The sequence below is a fragment of the Microbacterium sp. A84 genome, from assembly GCF_051842815.1.
Taxonomy (GTDB): domain Bacteria; phylum Actinomycetota; class Actinomycetes; order Actinomycetales; family Microbacteriaceae; genus Microbacterium.
The window spans coordinates 12,867-30,108 of sequence record NZ_JBPXMS010000005.1; the positions used below are offsets into that span (position 1 = coordinate 12,867).

General features: G+C 66.5%; 18 protein-coding genes. 9 read left to right on the forward strand and 9 right to left on the reverse strand.

Translation table 11 applies throughout. The features are described from left to right. The first annotated feature begins 56 nt into the window (after window positions 1-56). From ACSU04_RS16880 to ACSU04_RS16890, 3 genes are read left to right on the forward strand one after another with little or no spacing between them, the layout of a single operon-like run. Window positions 57-650, forward strand: a complete 594-nt coding sequence (locus ACSU04_RS16880; RefSeq protein ID WP_439283330.1) for a TetR/AcrR family transcriptional regulator — start codon at window positions 57-59, stop codon at window positions 648-650. Then, window positions 634-1,641, forward strand: coding sequence for an NADPH:quinone oxidoreductase family protein (locus ACSU04_RS16885; RefSeq protein WP_439290377.1), 1,008 nt, complete (start codon window positions 634-636; stop codon window positions 1,639-1,641). The genes ACSU04_RS16880 and ACSU04_RS16885 overlap by 17 nt, the downstream gene beginning before the upstream one ends. Further along, window positions 1,638-2,372, forward strand: coding sequence for a glucose 1-dehydrogenase (locus ACSU04_RS16890; RefSeq protein WP_439290378.1), 735 nt, complete (start codon window positions 1,638-1,640; stop codon window positions 2,370-2,372). Before ACSU04_RS16885 ends, ACSU04_RS16890 begins: the two co-directional genes overlap by 4 nt. A gap of 43 nt (window positions 2,373-2,415) precedes the next feature. Here the strand turns inward: ACSU04_RS16890 and ACSU04_RS16895 are convergent, their stop codons facing one another. Continuing rightward, window positions 2,416-3,900, reverse strand: coding sequence for a DUF222 domain-containing protein (locus tag ACSU04_RS16895; protein ID WP_439290379.1), 1,485 nt, complete (start codon window positions 3,898-3,900; stop codon window positions 2,416-2,418). A gap of 125 nt (window positions 3,901-4,025) precedes the next feature. Between ACSU04_RS16895 and ACSU04_RS16900 the strand changes: the two genes are divergently transcribed. The 5 genes from ACSU04_RS16900 to ACSU04_RS16920 are packed head-to-tail and all read left to right on the forward strand — an operon-like array spanning window position 4,026 to window position 8,760. Next, window positions 4,026-4,787: an ABC transporter ATP-binding protein gene (locus ACSU04_RS16900; protein WP_439283336.1), complete on the forward strand. Its 762-nt coding sequence runs from the start codon at window positions 4,026-4,028 to the stop codon at window positions 4,785-4,787. Beyond that, window positions 4,784-5,521, forward strand: coding sequence for an ABC transporter ATP-binding protein (locus ACSU04_RS16905; protein WP_439290380.1), 738 nt, complete (start codon window positions 4,784-4,786; stop codon window positions 5,519-5,521). Before ACSU04_RS16900 ends, ACSU04_RS16905 begins: the two co-directional genes overlap by 4 nt. Beyond that, the gene (locus ACSU04_RS16910; RefSeq protein WP_439283340.1) at window positions 5,521-6,399 is read left to right on the forward strand and encodes a branched-chain amino acid ABC transporter permease; all 879 of its coding nucleotides are present in this window, start codon (window positions 5,521-5,523) and stop codon (window positions 6,397-6,399) included. The genes ACSU04_RS16905 and ACSU04_RS16910 overlap by 1 nt, the downstream gene beginning before the upstream one ends. Continuing rightward, the gene (locus ACSU04_RS16915) at window positions 6,396-7,580 is read left to right on the forward strand and encodes an ABC transporter permease subunit (protein WP_439290381.1); all 1,185 of its coding nucleotides are present in this window, start codon (window positions 6,396-6,398) and stop codon (window positions 7,578-7,580) included. Before ACSU04_RS16910 ends, ACSU04_RS16915 begins: the two co-directional genes overlap by 4 nt. Continuing rightward, window positions 7,477-8,760, forward strand: a complete 1,284-nt coding sequence (locus tag ACSU04_RS16920; protein WP_439290382.1) for an ABC transporter substrate-binding protein — start codon at window positions 7,477-7,479, stop codon at window positions 8,758-8,760. Before ACSU04_RS16915 ends, ACSU04_RS16920 begins: the two co-directional genes overlap by 104 nt. 68 nt (window positions 8,761-8,828) lie before the next feature. Here ACSU04_RS16920 and ACSU04_RS16925 read toward each other — a convergent pair whose 3' ends face one another. The 3 genes from ACSU04_RS16925 to ACSU04_RS16935 form a co-directional block, all read right to left on the reverse strand. Further along, window positions 8,829-9,197 (reverse strand): hypothetical protein, encoded by a 369-nt coding sequence (locus ACSU04_RS16925; RefSeq protein WP_439290383.1) that lies wholly within the window; start codon window positions 9,195-9,197, stop codon window positions 8,829-8,831. A gap of 17 nt (window positions 9,198-9,214) precedes the next feature. Continuing rightward, window positions 9,215-9,694, reverse strand: a complete 480-nt coding sequence (locus ACSU04_RS16930) for a hypothetical protein (RefSeq protein ID WP_439290384.1) — start codon at window positions 9,692-9,694, stop codon at window positions 9,215-9,217. Window positions 9,695-9,841: 147 nt separating this feature from the next. Continuing rightward, window positions 9,842-10,837: a hypothetical protein gene (locus ACSU04_RS16935; protein ID WP_439290385.1), complete on the reverse strand. Its 996-nt coding sequence runs from the start codon at window positions 10,835-10,837 to the stop codon at window positions 9,842-9,844. 144 nt (window positions 10,838-10,981) lie between these two features. Here ACSU04_RS16935 and ACSU04_RS16940 point away from each other — a divergent pair, with 144 nt between their 5' ends. Beyond that, a complete protein-coding gene (locus ACSU04_RS16940) occupies window positions 10,982-11,890 on the forward strand; it encodes a helix-turn-helix transcriptional regulator (RefSeq protein WP_439290386.1) in 909 nt (302 codons plus the stop codon). On the opposite strand, the gene ACSU04_RS16945 is transcribed toward ACSU04_RS16940, so the two are convergent. From ACSU04_RS16945 to ACSU04_RS16965, 5 genes are all read right to left on the reverse strand, one after another. Beyond that, window positions 11,856-13,430, reverse strand: a complete 1,575-nt coding sequence (locus ACSU04_RS16945) for an AMP-binding protein (RefSeq protein WP_439290387.1) — start codon at window positions 13,428-13,430, stop codon at window positions 11,856-11,858. The two genes, ACSU04_RS16940 and ACSU04_RS16945, sit on opposite strands and share 35 nt — an antisense overlap. Window positions 13,431-13,473: 43 nt before the next feature. Next, entirely contained in the window at window positions 13,474-14,688 is a 1,215-nt protein-coding gene (locus ACSU04_RS16950) for an acyl-CoA dehydrogenase family protein (RefSeq protein WP_439290388.1), read from the reverse strand. After that, on the reverse strand, window positions 14,688-15,737 hold the full coding sequence (locus tag ACSU04_RS16955) for a phosphotransferase family protein (RefSeq protein ID WP_439290389.1): 1,050 nt from the start codon (window positions 15,735-15,737) through the stop codon (window positions 14,688-14,690). Before ACSU04_RS16955 ends, ACSU04_RS16950 begins: the two co-directional genes overlap by 1 nt. Window positions 15,738-16,007: 270 nt before the next feature. Continuing rightward, window positions 16,008-16,418 carry an acyl-CoA thioesterase gene (locus tag ACSU04_RS16960; protein WP_439290390.1) on the reverse strand — a complete coding sequence of 137 codons (411 nt, stop codon included), beginning with the start codon at window positions 16,416-16,418 and terminating at the stop codon, window positions 16,008-16,010. Between the two features lie 77 nt (window positions 16,419-16,495). Continuing rightward, window positions 16,496-17,158, reverse strand: a complete 663-nt coding sequence (locus ACSU04_RS16965) for a QsdR family transcriptional regulator (RefSeq protein ID WP_439290391.1) — start codon at window positions 17,156-17,158, stop codon at window positions 16,496-16,498. Between the last annotated feature and the right edge of the window lie 84 nt (window positions 17,159-17,242).

Below are 17,242 nucleotides of genomic sequence, written 5' to 3' on the forward strand. Positions count from 1 at the left end.
GATGGCGCTGATCCATATGTACGACGCGTGATCATGATTCACGGAAAGATGAGGGTATGAAGGATTCACACGTCCCTGAAAACGTCACCCGCGCCGCCGTCGAGTTGTTCGCCACCCGCGGCTACGCGAACACGAGCGTGCAGCAGATCGTCGAGGCCGCCGGCGTCACCAAGGGTGCGATGTACCACTACTTCGAGTCGAAGGATGATCTGCTCTTCGGCATCTACGATTCGCTGCTGACGCTGCAGAAGGCGCATCTCGACGAGATCATCGCGCGGGGCGGGACGACCGATGAGGTGTTGCGTGCGGCGTGCATCGACGTGCTGGAGACCTCGATCGACCACATCGCCGAGGGGGCTGTGTTCTTCCGCAGCATGAACATGCTCTCGGCGCCCAGGCAGCAGGATGTCACCCGTCGCCGTCGCGGATATCACGACGAGTTCGCCGCCCTCATCGGGAGCGGACAGCGCGAGGGGATCTACCGCGATGACATCCCTGTTGCGCTGCTTGTCGCGCACTTCTTCAGTGACGTGCACTATCTGTCGCATTGGTATTCACCAGAGGGACCGGAAGGTAAGACGCTCATCGCCGAGCAGATCACCGACCTGTTTCTCGCCAGCTTGAGGAGAACGGATGCCGTCCCCCATTGAAGTTCCGCAGTCCATGCGCGCCTGGCAGGTCACCAGTCTCGGTGAACCCGCAGAAGCGCTGACACAGCAGAGTGTGCCGACACCGGTGCCGGCTGAAGGAGAGGTGCTCATCCGGGTCGCGGCAGTCGCAGCGAACTTCCCGGATGTGCTGCTTGCTCGCGGCGAATACCAGGTGAAGCCGGAGCTGCCCTTCATTCCCGGCATAGAGTGCAGCGGAACAGTGATTGCGGTGGGCAGCGGTGTGTCCACACACGCTGTGGGCGACCGGGTCGTCGCGGGAAAAATCGGCGTTCTCGCCGAATACGCGGCCGTGGATGCGGCATCCGTGCATCCGATTCCGGACAGCTTCGATTTTCTGGCGGCGTCAGGATTGAACATCGCCTACCAAACCTCGTGGTTCGCGCTGCACCGTCGCGCGAAGCTGCAGGCGGGCGAGTGGTTGCTCGTGCATGCGGCGGCGGGCGGAGTTGGCGCTGCCACCGTGCAGCTGGGCGCCGCCGCCGGTGCCAGGGTAATCGGCGTGGTTGGCAGCGAGGCGAAGGCAGAGGTCGCTCGCGCCGCGGGCGCTGAGCACGTCATCCTGCGCGGCGATGACATCGTCGGCGAGGTCAAGCGCATCACCGGCGGCCACGGCGCAGACGTGGTGTTCGATCCGGTGGGAGGAGCGGCATTCACCGCATCCACCCGTGCGGTCGCTTTCGAGGGACGCATCGTCGTGATCGGCTTCGCGAGCGGTGAGATTCCGCAGCTCGCGGTGAGCCACGCTCTGGTCAAGAACTACGCCGTGCTCGGGCTGTACTGGGGTCTCTACCAGGAGCGTCTGCCGCACCTGGTCGATGAAGCGCACGAGGAGCTGATCCGCCTGTTCGAGTCTGGGAAGATCGCTCCGGTCATCGACAGTGTGGTGCCATTCGACGATGCACCGGCTGCCATCACCAAGCTCGCCACAGGCACGACGGTGGGTCGCGTGGTCATCCAGGTCTCGTCATGAACGATCTGGGCGGGCGGGTGGCGCTGGTCACCGGTGGTGCGCGCGGCATCGGCGAGGCGTACGTCCGCGCGCTGCATGCTGCGGGCGGACGGGTCGTGATCGCGGACATCCTCGAGGATGCCGGACGGGCTCTTGCCGCGGAGCTGGGGGAGCGGGCGCTGTTCGTCTCGTTGGATGTCACCCAGGAGACGCAGTGGGATGCCGCGGTGGATGCGTCGGTTCAGGCCTTCGGCGCCGTCGACGTGCTGGTCAACAATGCCGGCATCGCGAATGCCGCGCCGATCGAGCACCTCAGCACCGAGAAATGGGACGCCGTGATCGCGGTGAACCTCACCGGCACCTTCTTCGGCTGCCGCGCGGTGGTGCCGGTCATGAAGCAGCAGGGCAAAGGATCGATCATCAATATCTCCTCGGTCGAGGGGATGCGCGGCAGCGCAGGGTTGCACGGTTACACGGCGGCGAAGTTCGGGGTGCGCGGCCTCGCCGCGTCGCTCGCAGTCGAGCTCGGACCGTTCGGGATCCGGGTCAACTCGGTGCACCCTGGATTCATCAATACCTCGATGACGACAAGGATCGACCCCGCGCATCTCGACATTCCGCTCGGGCGCCCCGGCGAGCCGGAAGATCTGGCGGGCACCATCGTGTTCCTTGCGAGCGATGCGTCGTCGTTCACCAGTGGCGCGGAGTTCGTCGTCGACGGCGGCATGATCGCCGGTATTCCGCACCGCTGAGATGTTCGCATCGCTAGGCTCTTCGCCCCGGTCCGCCCCGTGCTCAGGCGGTGGCCGGTTGTCGATGGCGAGGTGGAGATTGAGGTCGTGGTCGCCCGGCCGGCCGCCAACGCTGTTCACGGTCCCACCAGAGTGGGCCGCGCACCTCGGGAACGCCGCCGTTCATGCGGATTCGCCACTCGGACAGATGCAGGTTGCGGTGGTGCCACCAGCACAGCAGCACGCCGTTGTCAGTGTGCGTCGGCCCGCCGTCGGCGTGCTCACGAACATGATGGATTTCACACCAGGTGGCCGGGATCGTGCAGCCGGGGATGATGCAGCCACCGTCCCGCAGCGTGATCGCACGCCGCTGAAGGGCGTTGAAGATGCGGGCCGAGGTGCCGATCGAGACGATCCTGCCCTGGCTGTCGAAGAGGACGCGTTGGATGCCGCCCGCGCAGCCCGTTTGTGCGGCGACACGTGCAGGAATGAGGTCACCGGTGTTCTGCACGCCCGCGTGACCTGCGCCGGTGGCGTAATCGTCTGCGTTGACGGTCACCACCAGGGTCGGCGCGGCGCCGCCCAACGTCGGGAAATTGCCCGTGCGCGCAGCGGTGTTGAGTATCGCGGCGAACGCATCGTGGCGCTTCTGCGCACGGGTGCGCGAGTCGACGGGGGAGAGGCCGTGGTCGGCGTCAGTGCCCACGCTGGCGTCATCGTCCGTCGGCGCGAAATGCACTCCGCCCGTGGATGACAGGTCTTCCGGACCGTCGACCCGAGGATTCAGCAGGCTGTCGAGCAGAAGCTGCAGCTGCCCCGCCACCTCAGGGAGCAGGTCGGCGCGGACAGGAATGGTCCCATCACGCAGGCGCCCGATCGTTAACCCGCGTTTGCGGGTGGCGGTGTCATCCGTCGGCTCGGCGCCGTCTGGGTCGAGGTACGCGACGAGCACCTGCGAGAGGAGCCCGAGATCTTCGGGTGTCGGTAGCGGTCCGCGGCCGATGGAAGCGTCGGACTCCGCGTCGGTGTCGATCCCTCGAGCGAGCGCCCCGAGTCGCCGGTCGGCGTCGAGTCGCTGATCGTCGAGGATGCGCGCGCGTGCCTGCTCCAGCGGAGTGATCGCGGCCAGCAGACCGGACAGCCCCAGGTATCCGTCAGTGACGGCCTCGCGCAGCGCGGGATAGCGCGCCGGAAGGAACACGCCCTCGGTGATGCTACGGGTGCGCTTCAGGAAGCCGGCGGCCCGCACCAGCCGGTGAGCCTGGCGGGAGTCGACCAGGGTGAGCATCCGAATGAGGTCCACCGCCGTCGCGCACCCGTAGGTGAGGGTGATCCGGTCGTCGCGCATCGGAGCCGAGCGCTCCTGCACCTGCACGGCCGCCTCGATCTGGAGGGCTTCAAGTCTGCGCTGAACTCGGCCGGTCGCAGCGAGCAGCGCAGCGACGTCGGCATCACTGAGATCGGGAATGACTTCGCGGCCGAACGCGTCCCGCGTCAGCACGGCGAGGGTCTCATCGAGACCCTCAAGCTGTGTGACGACGTTGTTCATACTGACCATTCAACACGGGGGCACGGACATTCGAATATTTGTTCATCACAAGCCCGCAACAACTACATACCGCCCGGTCGGTTTCTGATGTAGAGTGATCAAACCAGCGACACGAAGAGGTGCCGATGTACCCGCACACCCTGCAATCCGACCAGCCGCCCGTCCGGCTCGACGTGAGCCATCTCACGGTGACCTTCGGGGGACTCACTGCGGTCGACGACGTCTCCTTCGACGTCCGGTCCGGCGAGATCGTCGCCCTCATCGGGCCGAATGGCGCGGGTAAGACGACGGTGTTCAACGCGATCTGCGGTCTCGTTCGCAACCGGGGGACCATCTCGCTCGACGGCCGTCCCGCGCCGCGACGCACGGCTCGCCTCATCGGGCAGGGACTGGCCCGCACGCTGCAGGGACTGGGACTGTTTCCCAGCCTGACGGTGCGTGAGAACGTCGGCGTTCCGCTATCTGGGCGACGGGATGCCGAGACCGCGGTGACCGCGCAGCTGGAAGCCCTTGACCTCACCGCGCTGGCTGATCGTCCGGTTGCGGCGCTCGCGTACCCCGACCGCAAGCGTGTCGCCCTCGCCAGGGCCCTCGTCTCAGAGCCCACCATGCTCTTGCTCGACGAGCCGGCCGGTGGCCTCGGCGCGGATGACATCGATGCACTCGCGGAGACGGTTCGCCGGGTGGCGGATGCAGGATGCGCCGTGCTGCTGGTCGAACACCACGTCGACTTCGTGATGGGGCTTGCCGATCGCATCGTGGTGCTGGACTTCGGCCGCGTCATCGCCCACGGGACGCCCGATGCGGTGCGTAACGACCCCCGCGTGGAAGAGGCCTACCTCGGCGTGAAGGCGGATGCTGCCGCACCAGAGGGAGCCAGTTCATGACTGAAACCACCACGCGCACCGGCGCCTCCCTCACCATCAGCAGTCTCACCGTCGGCTATGGCGGCGCACCCGTTCTGCACGACGTCAGCATCGACCTTCGCCCCGGTGAGGTGGTCGCGCTGCTCGGCGCCAACGGTGCGGGCAAGACCACCCTGCTGCGCACCCTCGCGGGACTCGTGCCCGCGGCATCCGGTTCCATCACGCTGGACGGAACCGATCTCGGATCCCTGCGCACCGAGGACCGCGCGCGCCGCGGACTTGCGCTGGTGCCTGAGGGGCAGAGCGTCGTCGCCGAACTCACTGTCGAGGAGAACCTCCGCCTCGGTGCCCTGTGGCGTCATCGCGGTGCCGCCCGCGAGCGCGCGATCAATGGCATCTATGAGATGTTCGAGCCGCTCGCTCGTCGCCGTACCGCCGATGGGCATCAGCTCTCCGGCGGTGAGCGGCAGATGCTCGCCCTGGGCCGGGCGCTCATCTCCGAGCCCCGAGTCCTCGCGCTTGATGAGCCTTCGCTCGGCCTCGCGCCACTTGTGGTCGCACAGCTGATGAGCACCCTTCGTGATGCCGCAGAGCAGCGCGGCATCACCGTGCTCCTCGCCGAGCAGAACGTCACGGGAGCCCTCTCGATCGCCGACCGCGGCGTTGTGCTCGACCTCGGTCGCGTGGTGGCGGATGCTCCGGCATCCGAACTCGCCGGCGACGCCGCCCTCCGACACGCCTACCTGGGGTTCTGATGGATCGTCTCGCCTTCCTGCTCGCCACCGGCCTCGCCCGCGGCGCGATCTTTGCGCTGTTCGCGCTTTCGCTCGTGCTGATCTGGCGTGCTGCGCGCATCATCAACTTCGCGCAGGGCGCGATGGCGCTCGTCGCCACCTACGTCGCCTTCGCGGTCAGCGCGCTGACCGGCAACTACTTCGCCGGACTCGGTGCGGGGCTCATCGCCGGCGCAGTCGTCGGGCTCGTCATCGAACGGGGGGTGATGCGATTCGCCCCGCACGCCAGTCCGCTCACCGGTGTGATCGTCGCGATCGGCCTCGTCATGGTGCTGCAGTCGCTACTCGGCATCCTGTTCGGACCGCAGTATCGTCCCATGGCGGCGCCGTTCGATGACGCACCCATCCTCGTCGGCGGCGTGCCGCTGCTCTCACCGAACGATCTGTTCATCCTGATTGTCGCGCTGGTCGTGATGGCCGCCCTTGCACTCTTGTTCACCCGCACCTCACTCGGCCTGCAGTTGCGCGCAGCGGCATTCGCCCCCGAAGTGTCACGCGTGCTGGGGGTGCGGGTGAACAAGATGGTGACGATCGGATGGATGCTGTCGAGCGCCGTCGCCGCACTCGCGGCGATCCTGCTGGTGCCGACCGAACTCGGATTGAATCCGCACTCCACCGACATGCTGTTCGTTTACGCCTTCGCGGTCGCGGTGGTCGGCGGCCTGGATTCGCCCGCCGGTGCGATGCTCGGCGGCCTCGTCGTCGGCGTCGCGATAACCCTCGTCACCGGCTACCTCGGCGCCACGGTCGCCCCGATCGGCGTGCTCGTGCTGCTCGTCGCGGTGCTGCTGTTGCGGCCAGGCGGAGTGTTCTCCCTACGAGAGGCGCGCAGCGCATGAACCGCATCCTGCCCTCCCTGCGCGGCCCAGGTCGCACGATCGTGTTCGGCGCGATCCTCACCATCCTCGCGATCGGTGGCACATTCCTGCTCGATCCGTACCGCAACTTCCAACTCGCCACGATCGCCGCCGCCTTCTGTACGGTTGCAGGACTCACACTGCTGGTCGGGCAGAGCGGACAGCTCTCCCTCGGCCACGCGGCCCTCATGGCCACCGGTGGCTACGGGTATGCGCTGTCTGCCAATGCTCTGACCGAGGCAGGCATCGCCGGTGCGCCGCGATTCCTGCTCTCCCTCTTCGTCGCCATCCTCGCTGCCGGTGCTCTCGGTCTGCTGCTGGGGCTTGCCGCCGCCCGCCTCCGTGGGCCCTATCTCGCCGGCGTCACTCTGGCGCTCGTGATCGCGGTCCCCGCCGTCACCGCGGTGTTCTCCGGAGTGTTCCGCGGCGACCAGGGACTGCAGATCGCCTATGACGGGGTGCCGGAGGCGCTGAGCGCGATCATCGCCCTCGAGCAGTGGCAGGCGTGGGTCGCCGTCATCGTCGCCGGAGTCGTCGTCACGACGCTCACCGTACTTCGCGGAGGCTCGCTGGGGCTGCGGATGCGTGCCGTTCGCGATGACGAGACCGCGGCCCGCCTCAACGGTGTCGCCGCCGCGCAGGTGAAGGTCACCGCTTTCGTAGTGAGTGCGGTTGCGGCAGGTGCTGGCGGCGCGGTGCTCTGCTTCGTCACCCAGTCGGTGAGCCCTGGCGCCTACACTCTGGCGTTCTCGCTGCTGCTGCTGGTCGCGGCCGTGCTCGGTGGCCTCGGCAGCATCGGCGGTGCGGCGATCGGCTCCGCGCTGATCGTCATGCTGCCCTGGCTCATCGGCACCGCGACCTCGGCGCTTCCGCTGCCGACGGAGGTCGCGCAACGCCTTGCGGGCAACCTCCCCGTGCTCGTTTTCGGCGCACTTCTCATCATCACGATGCTCGTGCGGCCCGGCGGTCTCGCAAGTCTTCGCATCCGTTCTGCAATCTCCCGTACCAAGAACGATTCCGGTCCCAAGAAAGACTCCCACTCCAAGAAAGAGGCGTTACATGTCACAGCAATCACCGCTCCGGCGGATCGCGACTCTCGCCATGGCATCCGCCGTCGTGATCGCGCTCGCCGGTTGCAGCACTCCCGCCCCGGCCGATCCTGAGGCCGCCACCCCCGGTGTCACCGACGACACCGTCACGATCGGCACACACACGCCGCTCACGGGTCCCGCAGCTGCGGGCTACTCGTCCATCTCGGCCGCAGCCACCGCCTACTTCGCGTACCTGAACGATCAGGGCGGCATCAACGGGCGCGATATCGAGTACATCGTCAAGGATGACGGCTACAACCCCGCCACCACTTTGACGGTTGTGAGAGAACTTGTTCAGGAGGACGAGGTCTTCGCCATCGTGAACGGTCTGGGAACCGCGCCACACACGGCCGTGCTCGACTTCCTGAACCAGAACGAGGTGCCCGACCTGTTCGTCGCGTCCGGTTCCACGAACTGGAACCAGCCGGAGAAGTATCCGTTCACCTTCGGATTCAACGCCGACTACATCGTGGAATCGGCTGCGCTGGCGCAGTATGCCACCGACGAGTACCCCGACAAGAAGGTCTGTCTGCTCGGGCAGGACGATGACTTCGGCGACGAGATGATCGAGGGCGCCGAGCTCGTCCTCGGCGAGGGCGGGCTCACGCACGTCGAGCGTTACTCGACATCCAACCAGGACGTCACTGCGCAGATCGGAGCGCTCAAGGCCGCCGGCTGTGAGATCAACATCCTCGGCACAATCAATGGGTTCACGGCGCTCGCGCTGGGTACCGCTGCACAGCTGGGCTGGTTCCCGCAGTGGTTCTCGTCCTCCTCCGGTGCCGACTACCCGACCCTCATCGGCTACCTCGGTGAAGAAGTCGGCCCGCAGCTGCTGCAGGGATTCGTGGGGACGAACTACCTGCCCGCACTCGGTGGCGACAGTGACTGGGTGACGCTGTTCCAGACGGTCAACGACGAGTACAACAACGGCGCACCGTTCGACGGCAACACCATTTACGGGATGAGCGTCGCGTACCTGTTCGCTGAGGCATTGGCTGCCGCGGGCGAAAATCCGACACGCGAATCGCTGGTGGATGCTGTGCGCTCCGGTGACCTCGCCGGCAACGGCATCCTGCCCCTGTCCTTCAGTGACGACAGCCATGCCGCCTACCTCGGCGTCGGCATCAGCATTGTCGATCAGGGTGTGCAGGACTACGTCGGCACGACGTACTCGGTCGAGGGTGGCAAGGTCACCTCGGTCGAACCGGCGCCGGTGGCGCTCACCGCAGAGGGTGTGCCAGGGTCCTGACCTCACGTCCCTCGCGAAGAGGCGGCCCGGATCTGGGGATCCGGGCCGCCTCTTCGCGCGCGGCACCGCTACTTCATCGCCTTAGGCGCAGCATCTTTCCGTGTGCGCCGTCGCCGGAGCCAGATTGCGGCCACGACAATGATCGGAATTTGAGTGAGCCCGTATAAGAGGTGAAAGGCGTAGTGGGTGAACGATTGGTCGGGTTCAAAGGGCAGGACCGTCAGCGGCAGCACGGTGACGATCGCACCCGCAAGGTTCAGCGTTCCCCATGCCAGCAGTGCCCACGCTGCACCCTCACGCAGCGGAGTGAACCAGAGGGCGACGAGTGCGGCGGTGATGAGCAGCGGGATGAGTGATTCTGCGCTCATGATCGTCTGACCTGGTAGGTCGGCGAGGTTGTGGATGAACAACCCGATCCACCCCAGGAGCGCGGCCACGGGTAGCCACAAAGACATCAGGCCAGTCCCATCGCACCGATGACAACCGCGAAACCGCTTGTGAGCAGCGCGAGAGTGTTCGCCGCGACTCGCAGGCCGAAGAAGCGCTCCCAGCGGGCGCGAATTGTGCGCCACTCGGCAGGTGGTTCATCCGCCGACCAGCTCGCCATCCCTCGGTTGATCGGCAGGTCGCCGCGCAGAATCGCGAGGAGGACCAGCACAAGGGCGGCGAGTGTGACCGCGTCGGCTGCCACGACGATCACGGCGCCGGTGAAGGCGGCTGCGATGAGCGCCGCGGCGGTGACTGCGAGGCACGAGAGCATCAGCGGTTTCGCGAGCCGGGGTGCAGTGAGGTCGATCGCGCGTTTCACCGGAATGTAGACGCTCGCGTCCATCATTCGCAGTGCGGGGTTCAATGCGAAGTAACCGGTGAGATGCACGCCGAGCAGGAGCGCGATCAGCACGAGCGCGGTGAGGGAGAGAGCGAACGACGTCATGACCAGACATCCTTTTTCGACACAACCTGCGTGTATCTAGTTGTGAGAATGAACGATGCGTCGGAGGCTGTCAAGGGCATCCGCGGTTCAGAGGCGGGCCGGATCGAAGGATCCGGCCCGCAGGCAGTATCTACTCGCCGCCGCCTACTACTTACCGGCGAGAGTGGCGGTCAACAGGTTGGGGTTGTCCTGGGTGACATAGGCGGCGCTGGGCACGTAGATCGTGTCGTCCTGCACGAGCACCGAGGTCGGATTGCTGAGCCCGTCATCTTCGGTGAGCACCGTGGTGCGCTCACCATTGGTCACCAGGACGACTTCACTGCTCGGATCGAGGGTTGCGACGATCTGATCTTCGCGTCCGGTGAAGGCGAAGTCATCGACACCGACAAGATCCTCGGCTGCGACGGTAATCTCGCCCGCAGCCCCGTCATCCTGGATGTCGATTTGGAGAATCGTCCCGGCGTCGAGATTTGAGACGTAGACGTCACCGCCGTGCAGCTGCACGCCGTTCGCACCGAGGAAGCCGTCCTGAGCGAGAGCAGCATCCGCCGACCAGGTCGACACGTCTCCGTCGAGCGTGATGCTGTAGATCGCAGAGAGGACCGAGTCTGCGGCCAGAAAACGGTCATGCTGCTCGTCAAAGGCCAGTCCGTTCGGCAGGCCGGCCGACGGAAGCGACGCGACCAGGTCGAACTCCCCGTCGGCGTCAAGCTTCCACAGGCCGGTCGTGTCTGCTTCCCCGGTTGCGTACAGCGCGTAGTACGCGTCGTCGACGAGCGCGAGGCCGGTCGCCAGCGGGAATCCGAGCACGGGGGTGGCCGTGCCTCCGCCGGCGGGGGCGGGGAGTGTGCCCAGGATGTCGACGTCGCCGGCGGCGGAGATCTCGGCAATCTGGCGGCTGGCCGCGAAGGTGACCGCCACTGCGTCGCCGGCGGCGCTCACGATGTTCTCGGGCAGCTGACCGGCGGTGAGGTCGAAGGACGCAACGATGGTGGCGTCGGTCGCTGTGGAGAAGACTGCGGGTGAGGCGTCGGCAGGGGCCGCGTCGGCAGGTGCCGCTGGCACAGAGCAGGCGCTGAGCGTGAGTGCAGCCCCCACGGTGAGCAGGCCGAGACTGGCAGTGGCGAATCGTGTGGTGAACATGAGCGTGTACCTCTTTGGTTGGTGTCGGTGCGGGGGGATGCCCGAATCCCACTGTGCGACCGTGGCCGAGAACGGACCAGCCCGCCGTGTGGGTATCCCTGAGCGGGATACCCAGCCGTCGGCAGTCGCAGGCACAATGGGAGGATGACCGAGAAGAACGGGCTGGGGATGTTCCTGCGTGCGAGCCGCGCCAGGATCACGCCGGAACAGGCAGGGTTGACGCTGTATGGCGACAACCGCAGGGTGCAGGGACTGCGCCGCGAAGAACTCGCGGTGCTGGCCGGAGTCAGCTCCTCGTACTACACGCGCCTCGAGCAGGGCCAGGCAAACGGCGCTTCCGCCCAGGTGCTCAACTCGATCGCGGCAGCCCTGCTACTCACCGATGATGAGCGCGCGCACCTCCACGAGTTGGCCAGCCATCACGATGGGACTTTGCGCACGCGCGCCATTCGCGGCGTCGAAACGGCTGATCCGGCGCTCCTCGAACTGATCGACTCGATGCCTGACGTCCCGGCGATGGTGCTGGGGCGGCGCAGCGAGGTCCTCGCGTGGAATCGGCTCGGCCACGCGCTGCTCACTCCGCATCTCAGTTACGAGGCCCCGCAGCATCCGCGGTCGCGGCCTGTGCTCGCAGAGCTGGTCTTTCTCGACCCGGCGCTGAGGACCCTCTACGTGGATTGGCCAGCGAAGAGTCGTGCCGTCGTCGGTGACCTGCGGTTGGCCGTGGGCACGTATCCGGATGACACCGCATTGGCATCGCTGATCGGGATGCTGTCGATGAAGAGCCCCGAGTTCGCCCGGCTGTGGGCAGACAATCGGGTGCAGGCTCGCAACACCGCCGTCTACGAACTGCGCCATCCTCTGGTGGGCTCACTCACGGTGACGAAGCAGTCGCTGCAGTCACCAGGCTCGCATGCGCAGTTGCTGGTGACACACACCGCCCCCGCCGGTTCGGCATCGCGGGAGGGACTGGCGCTGCTGCACCATGTCGTTCCACCCCATGCCGTTCCGGGCATGCTCAGCGAGAGTACTGCTCCACCAGCTCACGCTTGAGTACCTTGCCGCTGCTGCCAAGTGGCAGCTCGGTGACCAGATGCACGACGCGCGGGTACTTGTAGGCGGCGATGTGTTCGCGCACGAACGCGATGACTTCGTCTGCATCCAAGGACACGCCCTCGCGGGCCACGATCGCGGCGTGCACTTCCTGGCCCTTGACGTCGTCGGCGATACCGAACACGGCGGAGACAGCGATATCAGGATGCCGAGCGAGCACGGCCTCGACCTCAGTCGGATACACGTTGTAACCCGAGCGCACGATCATGTCCTTCTTGCGGTCGACGATCGTCAGGACGCCGTCGACGTAGGTGCCGAGATCACCGGTGCGGAACCATCCGTCGACGACCGCGGCGGCCGAGGCCTCCGCCCGCCCGAGGTACCCCTTGAAGAGGTTGTGCCCGCGCACGACGATCTCGCCGAGGCTCTCACCCGACTCGTCGAGCACGACACGGTCATCGATTTCGGCATCCGCGATCGCCACATCGACGCCCCATAGTGTGCGCCCGACGGTGCCGGGTCGGATCGGTGTGCCGAGCGGGTTCGACGACACGGTCGGCGCGGTCTCGGTGAGGCCATATCCCTCGTGCACGTCCGCACCATAGGCATCATGGAACGCCTCCAACACGGCGACCGGCAACGCGGCCCCACCCGAGACGGCGAACCGCAGCGGCGGGCGGTCGCTCGAGCGTCGAGCAGCTTCCAGCATCCCGACGTACATGGTCGGCACGGCCGTGAACACCGTCGCCTGGTGCGTCATCATCAGCGCGAGCGCCTCATCGGGATCGAAGCGCGGCAGCAGGATCACGGCCGCTCCGACCCGGAACGCGATGTTCATCACCGCGGTCTGGCCGAAGGTGTGAAACAGCGGCAGGCCGCCGAAGACGGTGTCGGACGCGCGGATGTCGAAGGCGTCGATCAGGGTGCAGTGCACCTGCTCGATGATCGACAGGTGGCTGCCGACCGCACCCTTCGGCGTGCCGGTGGTTCCGCTCGTGTAGAGGATCGTGGCGGGATCAAGCGGTCCGGTCGCGACATGTCGCACGATCGGTTCGGATGCCGCGGCCTCCAGCTCCAGGTGGGGAAGCTCGATACCGGCATCCGCAGGAAGCAACACCGTGGTCAGCGGCACGCCCGCCTGCTGCGCCGCAGGAACAGCCTCGCCGAGCAGAGGGGCGGCGACCACGAGCAGATCGGCCTCGGCATCGCGCAGCACGTAGGCGATCTCCTCTGACTTGAACAGCAGATGCACCGGTACCGCGATCGCGCCGAGTGACAGCACCGCGTAGTACACGCGGGCGAAGTCGGGCACGTTCGGGATCAGCATCGCCACGCGGTCGCCCTTGCCGATGCCCCGGTCACGCAGCGCCCCGGCATACGCACGCGTCTGGTCCCACAGATCGCGGTAGGTGGTCGCGGTGCCGGCGAAGTGCACGGCCGTGCGGTCGGCATGCCGGACGGCTGATTCGGCGAGGATAGCGGCGACCGACAGTGTCGGGAAGCCGGGGCCGTCGATGGCGGGGTCAGCGGTGTGGGTCATCATGTCTCCTTTGACGTGAATATTTGAGATGAACAGGGCTCGATCAGAGGCGCAGTTGCGCTCGCCCGAGGCTCGACAGGTGCACCTCATCAGGGCCGTCGGCGATCCGCAGCGAGCGGATGCCGGCATACAGCTCGGCGAGCGGAGTATCACCCGATACGCCCGCACCTCCGTGCACCTGGATGGCGCGGTCGATGATCGTCTGCACTGCGCGCGGCACCGCGATCTTGATCGCTTGGATCTCCGTCGACGCCTGCCGGTTGCCCACGGTGTCCATCAGCCAGGCGGTCTTCAGCACGAGCAGGCGCAGGGCCTCCAGCTGGATGCGCGACTCGGCCACCCACTCACGGATCACGCCCTGCTCGGCCAGCGTGCGACCGAAAGCATGCCGTTCATTGGCGCGCGTGATCAGCAGTGAGAGGGCACGCTCACCCATGCCGAGGGCGCGCATGCAGTGGTGGATGCGACCGGGGCCGAGACGCGCCTGCGCGATCGCGAAACCGCCGCCCTCCTCTCCGATCAGGTTCGCAGCCGGCACACGCACGTCATCGAAGACGACCTCGGCGTGACCACCGTGATCGCGGTCGTCGTACCCGAACACTGTCAGCGGGCGCACGATCTGCACCCCAGGAGTGTCCCGCGGCACCAGGATCATCGACTGCTGGCGGTGGCGCGCAGCATCCGGATCCGTCTTTCCCATCACGATGAAGATCGCGGCATCCGGATTCATCGCGCCCGTCGACCACCACTTGCGTCCGGTGATGATGTACTCATCACCCTCACGGCGGATGCTCGTGCCGATGTTCGTGGCGTCGCTGGATGCGGCATCCGGCTCCGTCATGCAGAACGCACTGCGGATCTCGGCGTTCAGCAGCGGGGTGAGCCACTGCTGCTTCTGTTCGGGAGTGCCGAAGTCGTTCAGCACCTCCATGTTGCCGGTGTCGGGGGCCGCGCAGTTGAATGCGACGGGAGCGAGCCGGGGGCTCCATCCGGTCAACTCAGCCACCTGCGCGTACTGCAGGTTCGTGAGCCCTGCGCCTCCCGTCGCTGCGGCCTCGCCCGGCAGGAACAGGTTCCACAGTCCGCGTGCGCGTGCCTTCTGCTGCAGCTCGCGAACGATCGGGCGGAACGACCACTCGCCCGGCGTCGCTGCGAGCTGCGCATCGAGGGTGGCCTCGGCGGGGAACACCTCCTCGTCGAGGAAGGCGCGCACCTGCGCGGTGATCTCGGTGGTTCGTGTATCCGGAGCAAAGTCCATCAGTGCACCTGCAGCCCTTTCCTTGCGAGCGGCTCGACGAGCCCGCCCATGCGTTCGAAACCTTCGCCGACGGTGTCGCCTGCGCGAAAGCGGTAGTGGATGCCTTCGAGGATGACGGCAAGTTTGTACGCGGCGAAGGCGCGGTACCAGTTGAGGTTCGGCAGCGTGATGCCGGCGTGCGCCGCGTATGCGTCGGCGAGCTCGTCGAAGCCGGGGTAGCCGGCCGACGGATCGACGGCACTCGGCACTGCTCCGGCGCCACCTGGGAGGTCGGCGATGTCCCAGTACAGCGCGAAGATGCCGAGGTCGACGAGCGGATCGCCGAGTGTGGCCATCTCCCAGTCCAGGATCGCGGAGATGTGCGGATGCTCGCGCGGGCCGTCGACGAGGGCATTGTCGAGGCGGTAGTCGCCGTGCACGATGCCGGTGCGCGCCGTCTCGGGTACGCCGCCGGCGAGAGCCTCCTGCAGACGGTCGAGATCGGGGGTCGCACGCGAACGTGAGGCGTCGAGCTGCCGGCGCCAGGTTGTGAGCTGACGTGCGAGGTAGCCGTCGGGGCGGCCGAAGTCACCCAGGCCCACTTCCGCTGGGTCGACGGCGTGCAGGTCGGCGAGATGTCGCACGAGCTCAAGGCTCAGTGCGTGCAGCCCGTTGGGGGAGTAGTCGGCGTTCTGCGTGAGGGATGCCAGCACTCGGCCGGGCGCACGCGCCATCAGGAAGAACGGGCTGCCGGTGATGGCTCCGCCGGTGTCATCGACGAGATCCACCGCCACCGGAACCGGAATCGGTGTGGATGCCAGGGCAGAGATCACGCGGTGCTCTCGCCCCATGTCGTGCGCGCTGGAGAGCACGTGTCCGAGCGGAGGACGACGCAGAATCAGCGGAATCGTCGCCCCGTCGATGGCGTAGGTGAGGTTGCTGCGGCCACCGGCAATGACCTCGGCGCGCAGGCCGTCACCTGTGGTGAGCTGCGCAGGCGCGAGTTCAGGGTGGGTGGTGGCCAGCCATGCGGTCAGCGCCATCACGTCGAGCCCGGGTACCTCAGGCATCTGTGCCCGCCTTCCTGCAGCTCTGCGATGAGCCGTCATGAATACCATACCGGATGGTCGGTATGTCCACGACTACTCCTTGCGCGACTACTCCTTGCACGGCCATTTCTTGCACGGATGCAGGGAGATCGTACGCCTGCAGGGCGAAACGCCGGTGAATGGCCGTGCATCCGTTCATCGGCCCTGCATGTGTGCGGGCCTGGCGGGCCTGGCGGGCCTGGCGGGCCTGGCGGGCTCGGCGGGACGTGCGGGCGGATTCGACGTGCGGGCTCAGTGCGCGGGGACGATCTGCGACTCGATCGCCTCTCGGATGGATGCCGGAACTGGTGTGGGCTTTCGGGTCGCGGCATCCACGAACACGTGCACGAAGCGACCCGTCGCGATCTGCTCATCTCCGAGCAGGATGCCCAGCTTCCACGTGATGCTCGTGGCACCCAGGCGCTCGATCCCGATGCCGACCGCGAGGGGATCGGGAAACGACGCTGAGGCGTGGAACTCGCACGAGGATGCTGCGCACAGCGCGATCGCGTCGCCTTGGGGATCGAGGCCGCCTTCCCTGATCATCCAGGTGTTCACGGCGGTGTCCATTGCCAGGTAGTAGACGGTGTTGTTGATGTGGCCGTACTGGTCGTTGTCGTTCCACCGCGTCGGGAACGGCTCGTGCACACGAAAGGTCGTCATGGTCTCTCCTTGAGAGGTCGCGAGTGGGGGCGGGTGCCGGCGAGTTCTGGTGAGTTCTGGCGAGTGACGGGGAAGCCTCAGGCGTCGACGCGCAGCAGCAGCCGGAAGGCGATGCGGGCACGCGCGGCGCTGGGCTGGTCGCCGGAGATCAGGTCGGCGTAGGTGAACGACTCTGACATCCGCACCAGTAGGTAGGCGAGCCCAGCCGGATCGATCGCGCCACCCAGCGGTTCGTCGCCAATCTCACGACGCACCAGCCACTCGGCGGTCGCGACGTAGCGGCGCTGAATGGGGCTCTCCTTGGTGGTGAGCAGCCGCAGCGCGCGGGCCGGCTCGCGACGAAGAAACTGGCGAAAGTACTCGGCCGAGATCAGATCATCGACGAAATGCGTGAGGATGCCGGCGATGCGTTCCCCACCACTCAGCGCGGCGGTCGCGTGCTCGGCCTGTATGAGTGTGGGGACGGCCAGCGACCAGAGCACTTCGCCGAGGAGGGCATCGCGGTTGCCGACCCAGCGGAACAGTGAGGTGCGCTCGATGCCGAGTGAGGTGGCGAGACTGCCCATGTCGATGCGCTGACCCGCGATGAAATTCTCCCGCGCGGCCTCGAAGGCCCGCCGCGCATCGGCGTGCGTGCGCAGGCGCTCGGATAGCCAGGAGGGCGCCGAGACGAGGCCTGCATCGGCGATCGTCACTGCGGGCGCGGCGTTGGCGACAGTGCGGGTGGCGGTGCTGGTCATGCCAGAACTCTACCTGCGCAGCACCGTAAAAATGCAACGTTTCCAGATTCGTTGTGCAACATTGTCAAAAATGATGCATACTCG